Annotated in this window: 17 protein-coding genes and 2 pseudogenes; 15 read left to right on the top strand and 4 right to left on the bottom strand. The window is 65.0% G+C overall.

The features are described 5' to 3' along the window. Positions 1-50 precede the first annotated feature (50 nt). Complete coding sequence (locus GVL05_RS18130; protein WP_235036054.1) at positions 51-500, bottom strand: hypothetical protein; 450 nt, start codon at positions 498-500, stop codon at positions 51-53. A gap of 95 nt (positions 501-595) precedes the next feature. Continuing rightward, complete coding sequence (locus tag GVL05_RS18125; protein WP_159574044.1) at positions 596-1450, bottom strand: SDR family oxidoreductase; 855 nt, start codon at positions 1448-1450, stop codon at positions 596-598. A gap of 289 nt (positions 1451-1739) precedes the next feature. Here GVL05_RS18125 and GVL05_RS18120 point away from each other — a divergent pair, with 289 nt between their 5' ends. The 5 genes and pseudogenes from GVL05_RS18120 (at position 1740) to GVL05_RS18105 (ending at position 4557) form a co-directional block, all read left to right on the top strand. After that, positions 1740-2138: a nuclear transport factor 2 family protein gene (locus GVL05_RS18120; protein ID WP_159574043.1), complete on the top strand. Its 399-nt coding sequence runs from the start codon at positions 1740-1742 to the stop codon at positions 2136-2138. A 40-nt stretch (positions 2139-2178) separates the two neighbouring features. After that, positions 2179-2895 (top strand): YafY family protein, encoded by a 717-nt coding sequence (locus tag GVL05_RS18115; protein WP_159574042.1) that lies wholly within the window; start codon positions 2179-2181, stop codon positions 2893-2895. A gap of 359 nt (positions 2896-3254) precedes the next feature. Then, entirely contained in the window at positions 3255-3821 is a 567-nt protein-coding gene (locus tag GVL05_RS18110; protein ID WP_159574041.1) for a recombinase family protein, read from the top strand. 13 nt (positions 3822-3834) lie between these two features. Then, positions 3835-3954 (top strand): annotated as a pseudogene (locus GVL05_RS20295) (helix-turn-helix domain-containing protein); the annotation flags it as partial. A gap of 84 nt (positions 3955-4038) precedes the next feature. After that, positions 4039-4557 (top strand): transposase family protein, encoded by a 519-nt coding sequence (locus tag GVL05_RS18105; RefSeq protein ID WP_235036055.1) that lies wholly within the window; start codon positions 4039-4041, stop codon positions 4555-4557. 89 nt (positions 4558-4646) lie between these two features. Here the strand turns inward: GVL05_RS18105 and GVL05_RS18100 are convergent, their stop codons facing one another. Then, the gene (locus GVL05_RS18100) at positions 4647-5603 is read right to left on the bottom strand and encodes an NADP-dependent oxidoreductase (RefSeq protein ID WP_159574048.1); all 957 of its coding nucleotides are present in this window, start codon (positions 5601-5603) and stop codon (positions 4647-4649) included. A 38-nt stretch (positions 5604-5641) separates the two neighbouring features. Between GVL05_RS18100 and GVL05_RS18095 the strand changes: the two genes are divergently transcribed. The 4 genes from GVL05_RS18095 (at position 5642) to GVL05_RS18080 (ending at position 10334) form a co-directional block, all read left to right on the top strand. Next, positions 5642-6262 carry a TetR/AcrR family transcriptional regulator gene (locus GVL05_RS18095; RefSeq protein ID WP_200849274.1) on the top strand — a complete coding sequence of 207 codons (621 nt, stop codon included), beginning with the start codon at positions 5642-5644 and terminating at the stop codon, positions 6260-6262. A gap of 578 nt (positions 6263-6840) precedes the next feature. After that, the gene (locus tag GVL05_RS18090; protein WP_200849273.1) at positions 6841-8109 is read left to right on the top strand and encodes a hypothetical protein; all 1269 of its coding nucleotides are present in this window, start codon (positions 6841-6843) and stop codon (positions 8107-8109) included. A 246-nt stretch (positions 8110-8355) separates the two neighbouring features. After that, a complete protein-coding gene (locus tag GVL05_RS18085; protein ID WP_134194766.1) occupies positions 8356-8958 on the top strand; it encodes a helix-turn-helix domain-containing protein in 603 nt (200 codons plus the stop codon). Further along, positions 8955-10334, top strand: a complete 1380-nt coding sequence (locus tag GVL05_RS18080) for an MFS transporter (protein WP_159574039.1) — start codon at positions 8955-8957, stop codon at positions 10332-10334. Before GVL05_RS18085 ends, GVL05_RS18080 begins: the two co-directional genes overlap by 4 nt. 222 nt (positions 10335-10556) lie before the next feature. Here the strand turns inward: GVL05_RS18080 and GVL05_RS18075 are convergent, their stop codons facing one another. Next, positions 10557-11582, bottom strand: coding sequence for a hypothetical protein (locus GVL05_RS18075; protein WP_159574038.1), 1026 nt, complete (start codon positions 11580-11582; stop codon positions 10557-10559). A gap of 202 nt (positions 11583-11784) precedes the next feature. On the opposite strand from GVL05_RS18075, the gene GVL05_RS18070 reads away from it, so the two are divergent. From GVL05_RS18070 to GVL05_RS18045, 6 genes and pseudogenes are all read left to right on the top strand, one after another. Next, on the top strand, positions 11785-12474 hold the full coding sequence (locus tag GVL05_RS18070; RefSeq protein ID WP_159574037.1) for an NYN domain-containing protein: 690 nt from the start codon (positions 11785-11787) through the stop codon (positions 12472-12474). Then, a complete protein-coding gene (locus GVL05_RS18065; RefSeq protein ID WP_159574036.1) occupies positions 12471-13001 on the top strand; it encodes a hypothetical protein in 531 nt (176 codons plus the stop codon). Before GVL05_RS18070 ends, GVL05_RS18065 begins: the two co-directional genes overlap by 4 nt. 81 nt (positions 13002-13082) lie before the next feature. Beyond that, a complete protein-coding gene (locus GVL05_RS18060; RefSeq protein ID WP_159574035.1) occupies positions 13083-13607 on the top strand; it encodes a GNAT family N-acetyltransferase in 525 nt (174 codons plus the stop codon). Between the two features lie 106 nt (positions 13608-13713). After that, on the top strand, positions 13714-15033 hold the full coding sequence (locus GVL05_RS18055) for an MFS transporter (RefSeq protein WP_159574034.1): 1320 nt from the start codon (positions 13714-13716) through the stop codon (positions 15031-15033). A 268-nt stretch (positions 15034-15301) separates the two neighbouring features. After that, a complete protein-coding gene (locus GVL05_RS18050) occupies positions 15302-17827 on the top strand; it encodes a DUF2599 domain-containing protein (protein ID WP_235036053.1) in 2526 nt (841 codons plus the stop codon). 450 nt (positions 17828-18277) lie between these two features. Then, positions 18278-18502 (top strand): annotated as a pseudogene (locus GVL05_RS18045) (hypothetical protein); the annotation flags it as partial.

Genomic DNA, 18502 nt, shown 5'->3' with positions numbered 1-18502 from the left:
CCTCACCCTCTCCGGCGATTCCTACCGCACCCACGGCCGCCGCGACCTCATCAACCAGACCGAGAACAACTAAGCTCAACAACCCCAGAAGGGGTCCGCCCCAGTTCGGCACAAAGGGGTCCGTTCTGCTTCGGCGTCAACACGGTGTCGGTGTCCCGGAAGATGACGTAGACGGGAGCAGGGACGTCAGCGGGGAAGCCCGCCGCGTGGCTGACGATATCGGTGGTGTCGCGAATAATCGCACGCTTTTTGACGCGGTCTAATCCGCCCTGGAAGGCACTGATTTCCACCGTGATGACGGACGTTCCACCGGGCGAGCCACCGTGGTAAACGTGCGTGCTGGCGGGTTCGTGGAAGTAGATCCACGTGGTGCTGCGCACGAAAGGGGTGAGTGGTAAGCCTTCGTGCGTGAGGGCAAGAGTCGTTAGGTCGTCGGCGAGCTGGTCACGCGCGCGGTCGTGGAAAACGTCGGCGGGGGCGCTGATGTGAATGAGTGGCATGTGGTCGGTTTCAGGTAAGGGGGAGCGGGGTGATGCCATAGCCGTCGGCTGTGGCACCACCCCGACAAGTGACCGTGAGTTGTCTTGTGCGGTGCTTACCAGTCGTAGTCGGTGCTGTGTGCGAGTTCGCGGCCGGCGATGATCTCGGCTTTAAGGGAGTCGGCTTTGTTTTCGGCGAAGCCGGAAGAATCCGAGCCGAGCTGCTGGCGGAGGCGGCCGCTGTTCTCTTGCGCGACGCTCACCAGCGCGGCAGCCGCTTTGGCCGGGTCGCCGAGCTGGCTGCCCGGCATGGCCTTGTGAGTGGCGATCATCTCGCGGATACTCGGGTACGCGTCTGACACATTGCCGGCGACGGCGAGGGAGTTGTCGGTGAGGAAGTCGGTGTTGAAGTAGCCCGGCTCGACGATCGAGACGCGGATACCGAAATCGGCGACCTCCGCCGCGAGTGACTCTGACAAGCCTTCTACGGCGAACTTTGCCGCGCAGTACAGACCCCAGCCGGGGAAAGACAGAATTCCGAGGATCGACGACACGTTAATGATGTGTCCGGATCCTGTGGCGCGTATCTGCGGCAGCACCGCCCGCACGACGTTCCAGGTGCCATTCACCTGCACGTCGAACATGCCTCGAACGTCGGCGTCGCTGGTTTCTTCGACGGCGCCGAGGTATCCGTAGCCGGCGTTGTTGACGACGATGTCGATGCGACCGAATCGTGCCGTTGTCTCGGCGATCGCACGGGTCACCTGTTCCTCGTCCGTCAGGGACACCTGCAACGGGAGCAGGTTCGTCGTATCGACATCGGCCAGAGAGGACAGCAGCCGCTCGGAGGAGCGGCTCGTCGCGGCGACGTGGTCGCCGCGGTTCAAGAGGTGGGTCACCAGTGCGAGACCGAGGCCTCGCGAGGCGCCGGTGACGAACCAGACAGCGGGGCGGTTAGTGGGATAAGTCATGATGTTTCCTTTCTCAGCGGGTATATCCACTCTCGGCTCGGGAGAGGCGTGCAACCGCGCCATACCTAGCCCAAGAGTGACTAGGACTGGCAGTCCTATCCGAGCCCGCATCGGTGGCACGCTGCGCCGCCTACCCCTCGAGCGCCCGTGGGCTTCCAAAGCAGGGGCCGGCAAAGGCGCTCCCGGAGCGGTTCAGGACCGGCACTGGTTTCCCCGGGTGCTCCTAGCAGCGCAACTCCCTGAAGAACACCGACATACAGTTGTCGCCCCATCCCGAAAGGGTGGATGCATGAACCAACACGACACCTCAACAGCCACCACCACCGCCCAAGAATCGCTCGACTTGTGGCTCACAATGTGGAACACCGATGGCGAGATTGCGCGAAAGATCTGCGCAGACGACTTCCGAATCCACTTCGCCGTGACGGAGCCCGACGGATCCACGCCTGCGGATGACATTCGCACCGCGCAGGACTTCGCCGAATATCTCGACTGGTGGCACCAGCAGCACCCCGGCGTCGTCTTCACCAACATCGCTGACGGCATCGACGGCGACCATGGCCGGTTGCTGTGGGACATCCAGGCCGGAGACGTTCACGCCGGCGGCGTCGACATCTTCGACTTCGCCGAAGACGGCCGAATCAGCCGGGTCTGGTCCGTCGGCGGTCAGCGCAGCATGCAGAGCTGACTGGCGCGTTTCGTGTGACGGCCTCTGACAAAATGAGGCCATGAAGCGAGCTGAGCGGCAGTATGCTCTCGTCGACCTCCTCCGAGGGGCTCGACAACCATGGTCGGCCGCTCGGCTCGCTACCGAATTCGGAGTGTCGGCCCGCACCATCGAGCGCGATGTCGGCTCGCTCCAACTCGCTGGGGTTCCGATCTATGCCGACTACGGGGCGGCGGGTGGGTACTCGATCCTCCAGGACTATTCGCTGCCCCCACTAAACCTCTCGGCTGCCGAATCGCTCGCGACGCTCGCCGGACTGGCGCTGCTCGAATCATCGCCATACCAAACGGCCGCCCGCCGTGCCCGCGCCAAGATCGCCGCCGTCGTGAACCACGAACACCGCGGATCTGTGCAGAAGATGCTCGAGACGACGTACGTCATCGACGCGGGCGCGCCCACAGACGGCACCGTCCCGCTCGGGATACTGTCCGACGCGATCGCCGCCGGGCGCCTAGTGCGACTGACCTACCTGGGCGAAAACGATGACGGCAGCCGGAACACCACCCTGGACACCGATCGCGATGTTGAGACACTAGGGCTTCTCCGGGCGGCCGATGCGTGGCTTCTCATTGGATGGTGCCGGCTTCGTGGCGGAATTCGAGGATTTCGTGTCGACCGGATCACCCGACTGGAAATCCGAGACGAAGTCCCTCCCGTCCGGGACCCGGCATTGCTCGAAGACGACCTCGCACGTTGGCCCACACGGCGCCTGATCTAGTCCCGGCTACTTGGATTTGCTCTTTCCGATCGGGGACGTCCGTGATGTTGCCGCGGCTCACGTTTCAGCTCTGAGCGCCGCAGGGGCGGCTGAACAGCGCTTCCTGTTATCGGGCAATCCGGCGATCCCAATGAAGCGGCTGGCCGAAATCATCCGCACCCGTCTCGGCAATTCTGCGCCGCAGGTGCCAACGTACGCCATCCCAAATAACGTGGTCAGGAGCATCGCCTTACTAGTGTCCGCTGAACGACCGTCCACGAGACACTATTGGCTCTCGAGCGCAGAATCGGCGCGTCGTGTTCCACAGCCCATGTCCGAGACCTATGTACCGTCAGGCACGTCGGAGGTACAATTCTGCCATGGCCTCTGTTGGTTACGCCCGAGTCTCCACCCGAGAGCAGAACCTCGACGCGCAAACCGACGCCCTGGAAGCAGCTGCCTGCGAGAAGGTGTTCGTGGAGCACGCGTCCGGTGTCCTGGCGAAACGGCCGGCCCTGGATGACGCCCTCGACTACCTCCGTGACGGTGACACTCTCGTCGTGACAAAACTGGACCGGCTTGGCCGGTCGGTCCGAAACTTGAAAGAGGTCGCCGACGGGCTTGAGCGGCGCGGCGTCGGCCTGAAAGCGCTCTCTCAGGGCATTGACACGACGACGCCGGGCGGGCGGCTGTTCTTCCACATGCTGGCCGCGATCGCGGAGTTCGAGCACGATCTCATCGTCGAACGCACCAAAGACGGTCTCGCGGCCGCCAGGGCTCGAGGCCGGAAGGGTGGCGGCCGGTCGAAGATGACCGCAACGAAAGCGCGGCAGGCGCGGGCGATGTACGACGAGAAGACCTACACAGTGCAGCAGATCGCAGAAACGTTCGGGGTCTCCCGCGGGACGATCTACCGGCACCTTGGCGAAGACGTCAGCCCCGCATAGGTCATGACCCCAAATGGCGCAGCGAACAGCCGAAGAGAAACTGGCACTGCTGCGTCAACACGAAGACGGTGTTCCCTGGAGCCGGATCTCGAAAGAATCCGGCGTCCCGGTTCGAACCCTTGGCCGGTGGGCCGCCGCGTACCGTGCCACCCCAACGTCTCGAGGACTTGCTCGTTCACGCCGCACCGACTCCGGTACGAGGCGAATCCCCGCGGAGTTGATCGAGATCGTGGAGGCTCTGGCGCTGCGCCGGCCGGAACCGACGGCGGCGTTCATCTACCGCCGCGTCGCTGACATCGCCCACGACCGGGAACTTCTGGCGCCGAGCTACACGAGCGTCCGAAAGGTCATCGGCGGGATCGACCCAGGGCTTCGCGTGCTGGCCCAGCAGGGGGACGCCGCCTACCGGGACCGCTTCGAGCTGGTGTTCCGCCGGGCCACTGCCGGGCCGAACAACCAATGGCAGGCGGACCACACCCTCTTGGACGTCGCCATCCTCGACAAGCTCGGACAACCGGTGAGGCCCTGGTTGACGATCGTCCTCGACGACTACTCCCGCGCCATCGCTGGCTACACCCTCTTCATTGGTGCCCCGACCGCGGAACAGACTGCTCTCGCTGTGCATCAGGCCGTCAACCGGAAAACGAATCCGGCCTGGCCGATCGCAGGCCTCCCGGATGTTCTCTACAGCGACCACCCGCCAGTCCACGAGTGTGGGGCGGGTCTGCATGAGTGACGTAGGAGAGGGTGATCAGAACTGCGCAGATCATCGTGAACAGTCACTGACGTGCCCCCCCGGGTTTGGTTACCAATGGTGCGGAGCGATCAGAGATCAACGACGACCTTGCCGCGCACATGTCGGCCGGCCTGGAGCTTGACCGCAGCACGGACGTCATTGACGGGGAACGTCGCCGCGATCGGCACCCGCAGCCGACCGTCGGCGATCAAGCGCGCGATGTTCTGCAGAGCTGCAGCCCCGGCGGTCGCGCCGTTCGCCGCTGGCACTCCCTCGACGACGGCCGCGATGGTGCAGATCCGCCCATCCGCGACACCCAGGTCGCGGGCGACGCCGACCGTGTCGGTGCCGTGCAGGTCAAGCGCCGCCGTGACCGGACCGCCATCGAGCGCGCGAACCCGGTCAGCGAGACCCTCGCCGTAGGCCACCGGCTCTGCGTCGAGGCTCCTCAGGTAGTCGGCGGTCGCCGGCGACCCCGTGCCGATCACCCGAGCGCCCGCAATTCGGGCAAGCTGCACCGCGAAGACACCGACACCACCGCCCGCACCGCCGACGAGCACCGTGTCGTCCGGGCCGAGGTTCAGGACGGCCAACGCGGCCGCCGCCGTGCTGCCCGCGATCGCGAGAGTCGAGGCAGTGCGGTCATCGACGCCCTCCGGTGTGTGATGGGCGACGCCTGTCGCGATGTCCCCGTCGGCGTTCACGATGACGTGATCGGCCAGAGCGCGGGAAAGCGCCGCACCGTAGACCCGGTCGCCGACCGCATAGCCGGTGGCGCCGTCGCCGAGCTGGTCGACGATCCCGGCGTAGTCGGTGCCATACCCGGCAGGCAGGGTCAGGCCGAACCGGGTCGCAGTCTCGGCGTCGGAGGTCATGAACCAGTCCATCGGGTTCAGACCAGCCGCAGTCACCTTGACCCGGATCTGCCCGGGACCGGCCTGCGGAGCCGGAACATCCTGAACGGTCAGGTTTTCCGGGCCGCCGAACGACTCGAGGAGAACCGCCCTGCTCGTACCGCCATCTTGTGCGTCGCCCTGCTGCATCATCACTTGTCTTTCTCCTCCAGCAACTCCAGAAACGGACTATGCTCCGTATTTCCTATCACTCTAAACGGAGCGCGTTCCATTTGTCTAGTCCTGATACTCGCCCCACTCGTGCCGATGCGGCGCGCAACCGCACGCAGCTGCTCGCCGTCGCCACCCGCGTGCTTGCCACAGAAGGCGCCGAGACCTCGATGCGCGCCATCGCCCGCGAGGCTGACGTCGGCATCGCGACGCTCTACCGCCACTTCCCGACCCGGGAAGCACTGGTCGAGGCCGTCTACAGTGACCAAGTCGACCGCCTCGCGACCGGCGCCCGCGAACTCCTCACGGAGAACACCCCGGCCGAGGCGCTTCGGCGCTGGATGGACCTCTACGGTCAGTGGATCGCCGCCAAAAGCGGCATGCTGGACACACTCCTCGCCATGGTCGAGTCGGGGGACCTTGCTCACGCCAGAACGCGCGATGAGATCCTCGCCGCGATCTCAAGCATCCTCGCCGCCGGCAACGCCGCGGGCGACCTGCGCTCCGACGTGACCGCCACCGAGGTCTCCGCCCTCCTCATCGGCATCTTCACCGTCAGTCGACAGGCCGGTGGCGCCATCAGTTCCGCCCGACTACTCGACATCCTCCTCGACGGGCTCCGTCCCCATGGCAAGAACTGAATATCGTGGCACCTAAACGACGGCAAACGACGCGACCGAACTGCCCTGCCCCGCCCCTCAGCACCCGTCTCTTCTGCTCGCTGCTCCCGTGAACCCGGCGACGCCATCGGGCACCGCCTTCCAGCATGCGATCGCCTTTCAGAAGACGCGGAATCGCTCACGCAACTGCCGTCGCCACGATCGTTCGCATAACCGGCGGCAACTTTTGCCCCGTCGACTGGCTCCTCGCCCAGATCGAACGAGTCACCGCGCTGAACGAACTCACCGACGTAACACCCGAGGTCGTCGACGCGGCATGCGAGGCCCCCTCATTGGCCACTGATCGTGATCAAATACCGGCCACTTATCGCTGCGACTCACACCCCAGATCTCCGCGGGTGCCGGATTCACTGCCGAGGCGTGCGGTAGCCGATCGCCTATCGGACATCGCGTACACGGAGCCGCAGGAGGTTGCGCGCGGCGTCGCCCCTCGTTAGTCTCGCCGCATGACTGGTCATTAACGAAGCCCCCTCAGCTCTCCGTGCCAACACGGATAGAGCTCTCTTCGCTTTCGTTGACCTGTCACTTCTAGGAGCACTGTGCTTTCGCACTTCTATGCCCGTTGCCTGGCAGCGGTAACCCGCGGCCCCGACGGAGACCGTCTTGATCGTACTTTCGTCGGCTGGACCTTCGTCCGGGCGATCTTCCACAACGGCTGGTGGTTGCTCGCCAGCCTCTACATGGTCGCCAACGCCGGCCTCACCCCGGCCGAGCTGCTGATCATTGCTTCCGCCCAAGGAATCGCGTCGTTCATCTTCGAGCTGCCCGCTGGCGTCCTCGCTGACGCCGTGAGCCGCAAGTGGGCGATTGTCATCTCTCACGCTCTCATGGGTATCGCAATGATCACCACGGGCCTGTTCCCGGCTTTCGTTCCGCTGCTGCTGTCGCAGATGCTCTATGGCATCTCGTGGACGTTCTCGAGTGGATCGGACGTTGCGTGGATCACGGACGAGCTGGATCAGCCCGACCGGATGCATCACGTGCTCACTCGGCAAGCGCGCTGGCAGCTCGCCGGCGCAGGCGCAGGGATGGTCCTCTTCGGCGCCGTTGGCGCTTTGATCGATCGACCTGCCGGCATCGTGGCGGCGGGAGTCGGAATGCTCCTCCTCGGTAGTTTCGTGGCTTTGCGGTTCCCGGAACGTAACTTCATGCCGATCTGCACTCGGCGCTGGCGGGGTGCGATCGGCATCTTCCGCCGCGGGGTGACACTCGCCGCGCGAGACAGGACAATCCTCGTTCTGGTCGCCGTTACTGTGCTCGTCAACGGGGCTGGTGACTCCTTCGCCCGCATCTATCCGGTCAAGCTCGTGAACGTCGGCCTCCCTGGTGGCGGTGACGGCACCCTGTGGTTCACGGGGATCAGCATCACTGGGTTCATCGCCGCCGCACTCGCTCTCAGAGTCGTGGAGAACCGCATCACCTCTGAATCCGGGGCACGAGGCGCAATGGTGCTGGGCGGTATCGCGGGAGTTGTCAGCTTGACCCTCTTCGGGCTCGCTCCGAATCTGTCCATCGCGATTGTCGCATTGCTTGTCGCCAACGGTGTCGCCGGACCGTTAGTGCGCACCGTGACCACGATCTGGGTCAACAGACGAACTCCGAGCGACGTCAGGGCAACGATGCACTCGTTCCTCGCCCAGGCCGAGTACGTGGGAGAAATCGCCACCGCGGGAGTCCTCGCCGCGCTTGCCGGCCTCACGGGATCCTCCGGGGCATTCGTCCTCACTGCCGCCCTCTTCGCGGCCAGCGCCCTGGTTGTTCTCGCCGCGGGCCGCGACGAGAACAAGAAAACCAACGTGTCCGGCTGACGATCGGCTACCGAGACGGTCGACACCGTGCCTGGACTGGCCAGGCGTGGCAGGTTCTGCCTGCTGAGTCATCGACGGCACGTTCGAGAGCCTTCGCCCCTTGCGGTGGATCAGAGCACCTTGTAACAAGCGGCTCTCACGCCTCAAGCGCTCAACCCGTGCGTCCGGTGCGACCTGGTCACTAGCGACTTGAACAAGTAGACAAGATCCCTTGCGCAAGAACAGTTGCGCAACTAGCTTACTCGTATGGCCTCTCGCGACACGCTCCGTTCGACCCTCACCGACGCTGCTTCGATGAGGGTTCTGGCCCATCCAACGCGCCTGCGCCTTCTCGGATTGCTGCGCGAGCGAGGTCCCCAGACTGCGGCGCAGCTCGGCGACGTCGTCGACGAGGCTCCGGGCACGGTCAGCTACCACCTATCCAAGCTCGCCGCGAGCGACCTCATCCAGGCGGCCGAGCCGCAAAGCGCCGACCGGCGCGAGCGCTGGTGGCAGGCTGCAGCACCCCTCACTTCGTGGGAGCCGGCCGACTTGCTCGACGACCCAGCTCGCCTCAGCGCATCGGCCGCCCTCGAGAAGTCGATCGTCCAGGCGAACGCCGCGCGCTACCTCCAGTACGTCGACGCCAGACCGGCTCTGCCGCGGGAGTGGGTCACGGCAGCGGCTGGCGGCGACCGCGCGATCCGCCTCACCGTGACGGAGCTTGCCGCCCTGCGCGCCGAACTCGAGTCCGTCGTCGACCGCTGGGTAGATGTCGGCGCCGCACACAGCCCAGACGCGGGAGACGGGGCCGAGACGGTCGTCCTCGCCTACCACGCCTACCGGCACCCAGGTGGTGCGGGCGCGTGACTAAGAACACCCCGCCCACTGAAACGCCCGCTCCCGACGAGCGAAATGCGTACGTTGACGCCACGCAGAGCGACGCATCCGACGAGGGTGGCGACGGCAAAGCCGGTACGTCGACTCGCGCGGCCCGCACAGCCCTCTCCGCCCTCGTCGCCGCTCACGCGGTCTCGCAAACCGGCAACGTAGTCACGGCCTTCGCGGTGCCCTTCTACGTCCTCGCACTCGGCGGCTCAGGCGTCGAGATCGGCGTCGCCGCAGCGTTTGCGACCGCGCCGGTGATCATCGGCGGCCCGCTCGGCGGAGTCGTCGTCGACCGGGTCGGCCACCGTCGCGCCGCAATCGTGGCGGACGTCGTGAGCGGCGCCTCCGTCCTCGCGATGCCGGTGTTGGCGCTGACCGTCGGTCTGCCGTTCTGGGCGCTGCTGACGCTGGTCTTCGTGGGAGGCCTCCTCGACACCCCAGGGCAGACCGCCCGCCGCGTGATGCTGCCGGCCCTGACCCAGAAGGCTCGTGTCCGTGTCGAGCGCAGCGTCGGCCTCCTCGACGGATCCGAGCGCTTCGCGAAGCTGGTCGGCGCCTCCCTGGCAGGCCTCCTCGTGGCGGCCATTGGGCCAATCGGGTCGCTGTTCGTCAACGCGGCGACCTTCGCGGTGTCGGCGGTACTGACATGGGCGCTCGTCCCTCGCGACGCGAGGGCAGCAGAAGCAGACACGGGGATCGGGGACGCGCGGCGCGAGTCCTTCTGGGCCGACCTCACAGAGGGTGCTCGTTTCGTCGTGCGGGACCCGCTGATGCGGCTGCTGGTCGGGCTGGTGCTCATCACGAACCTCCTCGATGCCGCTCGCGGGTCGACCCTGCTGCCCCTCTACGCCAACGACCGCCTCGGAGGCGCGGCAGCGCTGGGGCTGCTCGTCGCGACCACGGGTGGTTGCGCCCTCCTCGGCAACGTCGCCTTCGGTTTCATCGCCCACCGGGTGCCGCGGCGGGTGACGTTCGCGGTGTGCTTCACACTCGCCGGCGGGCCGTCCAGTCTGGCGTTCGCGCTCGGAGCGCCGCTGCCCGTGCTCGTCGCAGCGACCGCGCTGGCAGGGCTCGCGGCGGGATCGCTCAACCCGATCCTCGCGACAGTCGAACTCGAGCGGGTGCCCGAGCACATGCGCGGACGCGTCTTCGGCCTCATCAACGCGGGAGCGTGGGCTGGCGTCCCGTTCGGCGCCCTGCTCGGCGGGCTCGCCGCCGACACGATCGGACTCGCTTTCGCATTCGGCATCGTCGCGGCGGCTTACGTCGTGACGACTCTCACACCGCTGACAGGCGGGTCGTGGCGGCTGATGGAGAGGGGCAACTCAGCGCACCAGGTCAGAAACGATCGTCCCTGACCTGTCCGGCGACCGACCGGCTAACGGGACAGCGGAGGCAGCTTCGGGATGCGCGGCGTCATGACCCACTAGACACCGAAACGACCGTGAGTGGTACGGATTACCCGCGTGGTTCTTGCCCATGGACGCAAGCGCAAGCGCAAGCGCAAGCGCAAGCGCAAGCGCGAGCGGTAGGCGATCGGCTATCGGGCGCCCTCTCGGCCTACGTCCGGCCGTGTCCGATTAGTCATGCGCGTCGCGGGTGTCGAGCTCGTACTTCCACAGCGCGCTGACCAGGTGGCCCACAGCGAGCACAGCGTTCAGCCGGGAGTACTGCTTCCCACGCGCAACGGCGTGCACGGTCGCTTGCCGGTTGAAGGTGGTGGGGATGTCATCTCCGGTGAAGCTCTTGAAGACAGCCTTGAGCTGTGCGAGGTGTAGCTCGCTTCGGAACAGCTGCGCCTGTTCGTGCTCGCTCTCGATCTTGCGGTAGTGCCCATACCGGCCGTATTTCATCGCCACGATCGTTTCCAGCGTGCTTGCGGCGTACGCCTGAGCGAGATCCGAAAAGTCCGTGCGGATGCCCGCGATCGCGCGCCGCACAGGCTCGACGAACGGGACGTAGTCGGCGGCGGTGATCTGGTCGAGGAGGTGTTCGCACGACTGGAGGACCTCGTCGGCGCGTGTCGACACAGCCGAGCGGCGCCCCGCGGGTGTGTCGGCTGCGGCGATGAGTTCGAGTGTCCCGGCGTCGGGAACCCACGCCATCACGAGGCCTTCGGAAATCCAGGTCATCCACTCGTCGGGCTCGTAGTCGATGTCCGCTTCCATGATGTTCGCTGGCAGAGCGGGGCGGAAGAGATCCGCGAGGTCTGGGAAGTTCCACCCTTTGGTGCTCTCGCGCAGCGCGTCGACGATTGGTTCGAACCAGGCGGGGGAGTACAGCGGGGTGCTTGCCATCGTCTGCTCGGCGATCCTCCGGCCGAGGTCGGCAAGTGCCGGGGAGTGCCCCCAATCGGCGAAGCGTGAGAAGTCGATCGATGGCGTGTACAGCGATGTGAAGTTCGCGAGCATGCTGGTGTCGACCTGGAGTAGACCGAGCCTGTCGACGATGCCCCCCACATCCGTTTTGCCCCCGGATCCTGGGACAACGATCCGTCGCGCAGGCTGGTCGCTCTCAGCGTCGTCCTCCTGGACGGATGCGTCGACGTCGGGCGCATCGTCGCACTCGTCACGCTCGTGTTCGTCCGGCCCTTCACTGTCGCTCATGCGGTGAAGGTAGCTGACGCCGACGGATCGACCACTACCGGGCGCGGGCATCCGATGGGTGCGCATCCGGTTGGCTATCCCGGTTCGCCAACCGGGTAGCCCAACCGGGTTGACAATTGCCATCTGGCCGACTCATAATCGTCTTGTTGTTCCCCGCCGTCTCCGGATTGGCGGGGATTTTTTTACCCCTGGGGAGGGAACCGTGCTCAGAACGTCAGTCATCGTCGACTACCAGAACGTTCACCTGACGGCCTACGACGTGTTCAACCCCGGTGGTGACCGCCACGACTCACTGATCCACCCGATGCAGTTCGCCAAGCGAGCGATCCAGGAGCGCAACGCTCGCCAGCGGGCAGGCTTTCAGCACGCGTCGGTGGAGCGAGTCACCGTCTTCCGTGGCCTGCACCACGCCAACTACGACTGGGAGCAGAACCGCCGGGCTCTCGACCAGGCCACTCAGTGGCGCAGCGATGGCGTCGACGTTCAGCTACGCGATCTGAAGTACTCCTTCCAGCTCGGTGCCGGCGGTCAGCCCATCCGCGACATCAACGGGCACAAGATCCCGATCGGCCGACCCAAGGAGAAGGGCATCGACGTGCTCTGCGCGCTCGCCTGCGTCCGGGAAGCGGCCCGGCCCGACGTGGATCTCGTCGTGCTCGCTTCACGGGATACCGACCTGGTCCCCGCGCTGGACGAGGTCTACGACTTCCGGGGTGCAGATCCGAAGCGGTATGCCGGCATCGAAACATTCTCGTGGTTCAACAAGCACTGGAAGCGAGAGGGCGCCAGAAGTGGCGGGAGTCTGCTGCCGACCGCCCCGCGTCGGATCTGGAACACGAACCTAGACCGGTCCTGCTACGACGCATCCATTGACCGCAACACCTACCGGTGACCCCACTTCTCGCAGCGAGCCCGGTAGCCCCAACTTCGTTCGAGTGGTGGTCGGGTATCGTCCTGCCCGCGGTCTTCGGGCTGGGGTCCCTCGCGCTTTCGGCCGCCGCCCTGCTAATCGCCCGCATAGCGCTGCGCGAATCGCGGCGAGCCGAACAGCGCACAGCACGCCATGCACGGGTTGCTGAGTCGGAGGTTTTGACCCGTCTCGTAGCAAGGACCGCCCAAGCGATCACGGACAACGCCCCCATGAATGCCATGGTCGACGTCATCCAGGCTCAGTACCAGTTTGCGCTGTCCAACCGCCACGGCCCTCGCACGATCGCAGGCCAGCTGCTCTATTGGTTGAGCTACGTCGAGGAACACGAGCCCGACCGCCACGACCGACTCCGGATCGTCATCGACATCTTGAGCTACCCGCAGACCGGGATCCAGAAGTACGTCGAGGACAGTTCCGAGACCTGGACTTTGCCCGTGCGATCTATCGATGACGCCCTTGCGGCACGAGGTCGTAATGCGGGCGGATGACGTTCCCGCCATATGGACGCCGGCAGGGCTGACCAAGGTGTCTCGCTGGCCGATCGGCGAGTGAGACGTTGTGATGCCGCGGTGAGCGTCCTCCAGACTGGTCTGGTGGTGAGTATCCGGCGGGCACGTGTCGATGACGCCGAAAGGGTCGGACTGTTCCAGACGCTGACGTGGGAGCAGACCTACCGTGGCATCGTCCCGGACTCCTTCCTGGACGCCCGGTCCCTCCGTCCAGCGACGGACCGCTGGGCAGAGCGCATCGGCACCGGCAGTCGACGCGTGTTCGTTGCCGAGTCACCCGAGGAACAAGTCATCGGTGTCGCGAGCACGAGTCGCAGTTCCGGCGACTCGAGCAGCTTGCCAAGCCTGGAGCTCTCGACGTTGTACGTAGATCGAGAGGCCCAGGGCACGGGAGTTGCCTCAAGCCTCCTGAATGCTGCGCTCAACGAAGAGGATGCTCACCTCCTCGTGTTCTCGTTCAACAAGCGGGCTCAGCGCTTCTACGCCAAGCACGGCTTCGAGCGCCGAGGAGATCGACAGATCGATTCAGGGACCGGGCTCTACGAAGAACGCTGGGTGCGGGAGACGGGGAGACCGTCTCGGTGAACGGACGTGCGCTCGACCGGGCGGCACCCTGCCGCCGTCTCGGATGGGGATCGGCTACTGGACTCGCAGCTCGTCGTCTTGACGACGTTTCACGTACGGTGCATGCATGCGTCCCGGGGTAGTGACCGTGCTCTGTCTCGTTCAGTTCGTTGACGTACTGGGTGTCACAAGCGTCGTCACGGCGATTCCGCCGATCCTGAATGGTCTCGGCGCTGATCCGGCGGCCGCTGGCCCGCTTGCAACGACGTACGCGATGTTCTTCGGGGCGATGCTGATCCTCGGCGCGCGACTCGGGGACCGCTACGGTCACCGGAGGATCCTTCTCGTCGGGATCGTCGTCTTTGGCGTGGTGTCGATCATCGGCGGTACCGCGCAGGCGCTCCCGCAGGTGCTCATTGCGCGCGCTGTCCAGGGAGCCGCGGCAGCTGTATCTGCTCCGTCAGCGCTCCGGCTGATCCTCCACGCAACGGCTGCTGGACCGGGCCGGTCACGAGCTCTCGCAGCTTGGAGCGCCGTCGGTGCCGCAGCCGGCGCAACCGGGTTCCTTATCGGTGGACTGCTGACGACGGTGCTCGGCTGGCCGTCGGTGTTCTGGGTCAACGCACCGGTCGCTGCTCTCCTGTTCGTCGGAGTGGCCCTCGTCGTGCGGGAGGAGCCGGAGCCGGATCGGGCCGAACGGCTTGATGTTCTCGGCGCAGTCCTCCTCGTCGCGGCCGTGATGCCGGTCATCGCAGGAACGGCGCTGCTCGAGGCGCCGGCCACGCAGCCGCAGGGTGTTGGACTGATCCTCCTCGGTCTGGCAATCGCTGGGTTGTTGGCCTGGCGATTCCGCCGCGCACGTGCACCGCTCGTGCCGCGGGATGCATTCCGCATCACCAACCTCCGACGTGGGTCGGTGCAGTCATTCGTCAACACCGCGACCACCAGCTCGTCCTCGGTGCTGGCAACACTCGTGCTCCAGGACCGCCTCGGCATACCAGCACTGCTGTCCGGGCTGGTCCTCATGGCATTCAGCCTCGCCGTCATCGGAGGGTCCGTCGCAACCGGCCGAATCGCTCCCCGACTCGGGCCAGACCGGTTGGCCGCAGTGGGGGCTTTGACGATCGCGTGCGGCAACGCGGTCCTCGCTGTTCTGGGCCACTCATGGCCGTGGATCGCTGCCGGCGTCGCCGTGATCGGCCTTGGCCTTGCAGCAGCTTCGGTCGCAGCGACCGGCCTGGGTACCAGCGTCCCGGCAGCCTTGGCCGGCAGCGCAGCAGGCATTGTGAATACCGGAGCGCAGCTTGGAACAGCGATCGGGACCGCCGTCGTCATCCTCATCGCGACCGCATCGACCCCATCGGTCGGATGGGCGTTCGCCGCAGGAATCGCACTCATCTGCGCAGGGTGGTCCCGCTTCCGCCACCAGTCCGCCGCCACAACCTGACGACCCGCACCGACCTGTCCGGTCACCGATCGCCTATCGGGTCGGCTTAGGCGCTTTGGAACGCGTTATCCACTTAGCCTCGCCGCGATGAGCGACCATCGGCCAGGCGGTGCCGCATCGGCTTCACGCCGGCCAGCTGTCGAAGGTCACGTCGGCGTAACTCTTGTCTGAGTATTCATTAAGCCCACGCCGGAACTACCGGTTCTGACCTGGGCTTTTGCGTTTTCCCCCGTTTGGGGGGTCGGGTACAGGCACTCAGCTTCCTCTTATGCTGCGCAAGCCGACAGCAACCCGTGCTGTCGATCACGTGGGGGGTCTCGTGCGCACGTTGCTGCACGCTCCGCGCTCGAGGAGGCGCAGCATTGCTGCTGCCGCGCTCGGCGCGCTCGCACTTGTCGGATCACTGCTTGTCGCAACACCGGCGCAAGCGCTCAACGACACCGGTACCGGCGGTGTGTTCACCGCCGCGACCGGCCGGATCTTGGACACCGCCAAGGGGACCGGTGGGTTCAGCACGCCGATGGAAGCGGGCAAGTACCGCACCATCAAGGTTGCAGGGCTCGCCGGCGTCCCGGACGACGGCACCGTTGGTGCGGTCTCGTTGAACGCCACCGTTGGCACCGCGCCCGGTTACGGCACCCTGTTCGGTCGTCCGGACGCGGACACGTCGCGGACGTCGATGTTGATCTACAACGGCAACACGGGGGAGTACGTCTCCAACACCGCGACCGTCGCGGTCGGTGCGGACGGCACGATCCAGATCATGGCCGAGACCTCGGCCCGGGTGATCCTCGACGTGCAGGGCTACTACACGGCGAACACCGACGGCACCGCCGCCGGCGGGTTCGTTCCCGTCGCGGGGAAGCGGTTCGTTGACACCCGTTCCGGGCTCGGCGCTCCGAAGGCGACGATCGCACCCGGCAAGAGCGTCGACGTGCAGGTCACCGGCGCGAACGGTGTCCCGGCTGGTGCGTCGGGTGCGGTGGTGAACCTGATCGCGATCAACTCCACCAGCTCCGACGGCAACCTCACCCCATACGCCACGGGCAGCACGAAGCCGCAGAACTCGCTGCACTACACGCCCTCCGCGACGACGTCGATTCAGGCGCAGGTGGGATTGTCGGCTGACGGGAAGATGACGATCGCGAACGCATCGTCGACGGTCAACCTCGTCATCGACCTGCAGGGCTACTTCACCGCCGCCGGTAAAACCGGTGCAGTCTTCACCCCTGGCGTGGGCCGTGCGTATGACTCCCGCGCGACGGGGAACACGATCTTGGCCAAGAACGAGACCCGTTCCATCCAGATCGCAGGCAAGGCTGGCGTCCCGGTCATGGGGTCGGGGATCACCGCGGTCGTGCTGACCCTCATCGTCGCCCACGGTGGCAGCGACGGACGCGCCGCTGTGTGGGCCGACGGTGCGACCAAGCCGGACACGACGTCGATCAACTTCCAAGCCGACGAGATCCGCACCAACACCGTCACCGTGCCTCTCGGTACGAATGGAAAGGTCAGCCTCAACAACGTCGCTGACGCCACCAACTACGTCATTGACGTGCAGGGCTGGTACATCAATCCCATCGCCCCAACCATTGATTGCCCGCAACCGTACGGCGAGGGTACTTGGACGAACGTGCTGCCGTCCTCCGCTGTCAACTGTACGGTGAAGATGCCAAACACTGGCGACTCATCGGGCATTCTTACCGTGAATGTCAACGGCGAATCAGTGGTCGAGAGTGCGCTTTCCGAAACCGCGGGCACAGTCCTGACTGTTCCGATCCCACCCACCCCCGGCTGGTACACGATTGAAGCCACCTCGAGCTATTCCGCTGGGGTGGGTGACACCACGTCGTATGGTCTTGGGCTGAATAGCGCCGCGCCCTCCGCTACGGTGGCAGCGGTCCAGGCTGCCAACCCGACCGGCTTTGAACGGGTCGCGACGGGTTCGCAGGACAGTGCTTCAATTGCCGCCACTACGCAGTCTGACGCTAATGAAGCCGACTCCGCGTCTATCGCGGTTTCTCCGCGTCAAGGTATCACTATTGCGGTTGGTGACCAGAGTGCGTCGGATCCCGATGGTGGTGAGGATGCCAATCTGGACGCGGCTTCCGTGAACATGGGTCTTCCGTACGGCAGCCGTGCGGCCGCGGGAATAGTGGAATCGCCCGGTATTGTCAGCTACCGCAACACAAACTTCTCGACACTTGCTGTTCTCAAAACCGATGCTTCGGTGCAGATTAGTACTGTTATCGAGAATGGCAGCGCCCCGACCGCCTATCCGTATGCTCTGGATATCCCGACGGGCGGGCATGCAACTCTGCAGGACGACGGAGTCGTTCTCATTGTGGACTCATCTGGAACGCCAATCGGCGGCGTTGCGCCTGCGTGGGCGCGCGATGCCGTAGGTAACAAAGTCTCGACTCGATATGAGTTGAACGGCAGTGTTCTCACTCAGATCGTCGATCTTTCATCCACAACCACGTACCCAGTCGTCGCAGACCCGTACCTCGGCATCAATGTCATCGACAGGGTGAAGTGGGTGAAGAGGAGTAAGCTTGGAAAAACACTGTACGTTTACCCGACCGTATGGGGGAGGTCGATGGCGGGCCTCAAGTATGCTGATCTCGCTGGTTGGGCGGAAGTGGTGAAGAAGGCCCCTTCGGCAAACACCAAGAACATGTGGTGGCAGTACAAGTGCCACGCTCAAGTTGCTTACTGGAAGCCCTCTTGGAACCTGGATTCGTTCCTTCGTCGATCCAGCTATTCGGCATACACGTCTAACCTCTGCAACTAATCAAAGGGTCAATTGTGAACACGGCGTATCGCGTTAGTTTGGTGGCGCTAGTTGCTAGCGGTGTAGGTTTCATCATCGGAATAGCAATATTTGTGAATGCTTTCAACAATGCTGATCTGCACCCGCCAGCTCACGGGATGGCAGGATCCCTCACAGTGCTTATATCCAGTACTGCATTTGGTGTGCTTGCCTTGATTAGCACTATCTTTACTGCGCTCAACCGACGCAGTCGCTGAGTAAGCGGCTTGTGACGATAGGGGGGTGGGGTTCAGGCCTCACCCCCTCCTGGCCACACATGGGAGCCCTGTGTTCACGTCGCGACGTTTATCGGCGTGGTAGTTGCGGGGGTAATTCAAAGTTTCTGACCGGGATAGCAGACCTGAAGTTCTGCAACAAATCTGGCAAATTCCTTCAATCTGAACATCCGACCCCACACACCTGGAGTTACCCGTGCACCGCAGCACCTCCGCCGTTCGTCGCGCATGCGCCGTCGGCACCACCGTCGCACTCGTCGGTCTGACCACCGGTCTCGGCATCATGTCCGCGACCGCCGCCAGCGCCGTCGAGCCGGTCGACTCGACGCAGCCCGTCGTCTTCGAGGAGACCCCGGCACCCGTCGACGCGACGGAGACGCCCGCACCGACCGACGACCCGTCGGCCCCCGCAGACGAGACC

It is taken from the genome of Curtobacterium sp. 18060 (genome assembly GCF_902706105.1).
GTDB lineage: Bacteria > Actinomycetota > Actinomycetes > Actinomycetales > Microbacteriaceae > Curtobacterium.
Note: the sequence above shows the minus strand (reverse complement) of the source record. Positions and strands in the feature narration are given on the sequence as shown.

Coding starts and splice junctions, on each gene's coding strand:
- GVL05_RS18130 (WP_235036054.1), bottom strand. CDS start 500: ATGCCACTCATTCACATCAGCGCCCCCGCCGACGTTTTCCACGACCGC.
- GVL05_RS18125 (WP_159574044.1), bottom strand. CDS start 1,450: ATGACTTATCCCACTAACCGCCCCGCTGTCTGGTTCGTCACCGGCGCC.
- GVL05_RS18120 (WP_159574043.1), top strand. CDS start 1,740: ATGAACCAACACGACACCTCAACAGCCACCACCACCGCCCAAGAATCG.
- GVL05_RS18115 (WP_159574042.1), top strand. CDS start 2,179: ATGAAGCGAGCTGAGCGGCAGTATGCTCTCGTCGACCTCCTCCGAGGG.
- GVL05_RS18110 (WP_159574041.1), top strand. CDS start 3,255: ATGGCCTCTGTTGGTTACGCCCGAGTCTCCACCCGAGAGCAGAACCTC.
- GVL05_RS18100 (WP_159574048.1), bottom strand. CDS start 5,603: ATGATGCAGCAGGGCGACGCACAAGATGGCGGTACGAGCAGGGCGGTT.
- GVL05_RS18095 (WP_200849274.1), top strand. CDS start 5,642: ATGCTCCGTATTTCCTATCACTCTAAACGGAGCGCGTTCCATTTGTCT.
- GVL05_RS18085 (WP_134194766.1), top strand. CDS start 8,356: ATGGCCTCTCGCGACACGCTCCGTTCGACCCTCACCGACGCTGCTTCG.
- GVL05_RS18075 (WP_159574038.1), bottom strand. CDS start 11,582: ATGAGCGACAGTGAAGGGCCGGACGAACACGAGCGTGACGAGTGCGAC.
- GVL05_RS18055 (WP_159574034.1), top strand. CDS start 13,714: ATGCGTCCCGGGGTAGTGACCGTGCTCTGTCTCGTTCAGTTCGTTGAC.
- GVL05_RS18050 (WP_235036053.1), top strand. CDS start 15,302: ATGCTGCGCAAGCCGACAGCAACCCGTGCTGTCGATCACGTGGGGGGT.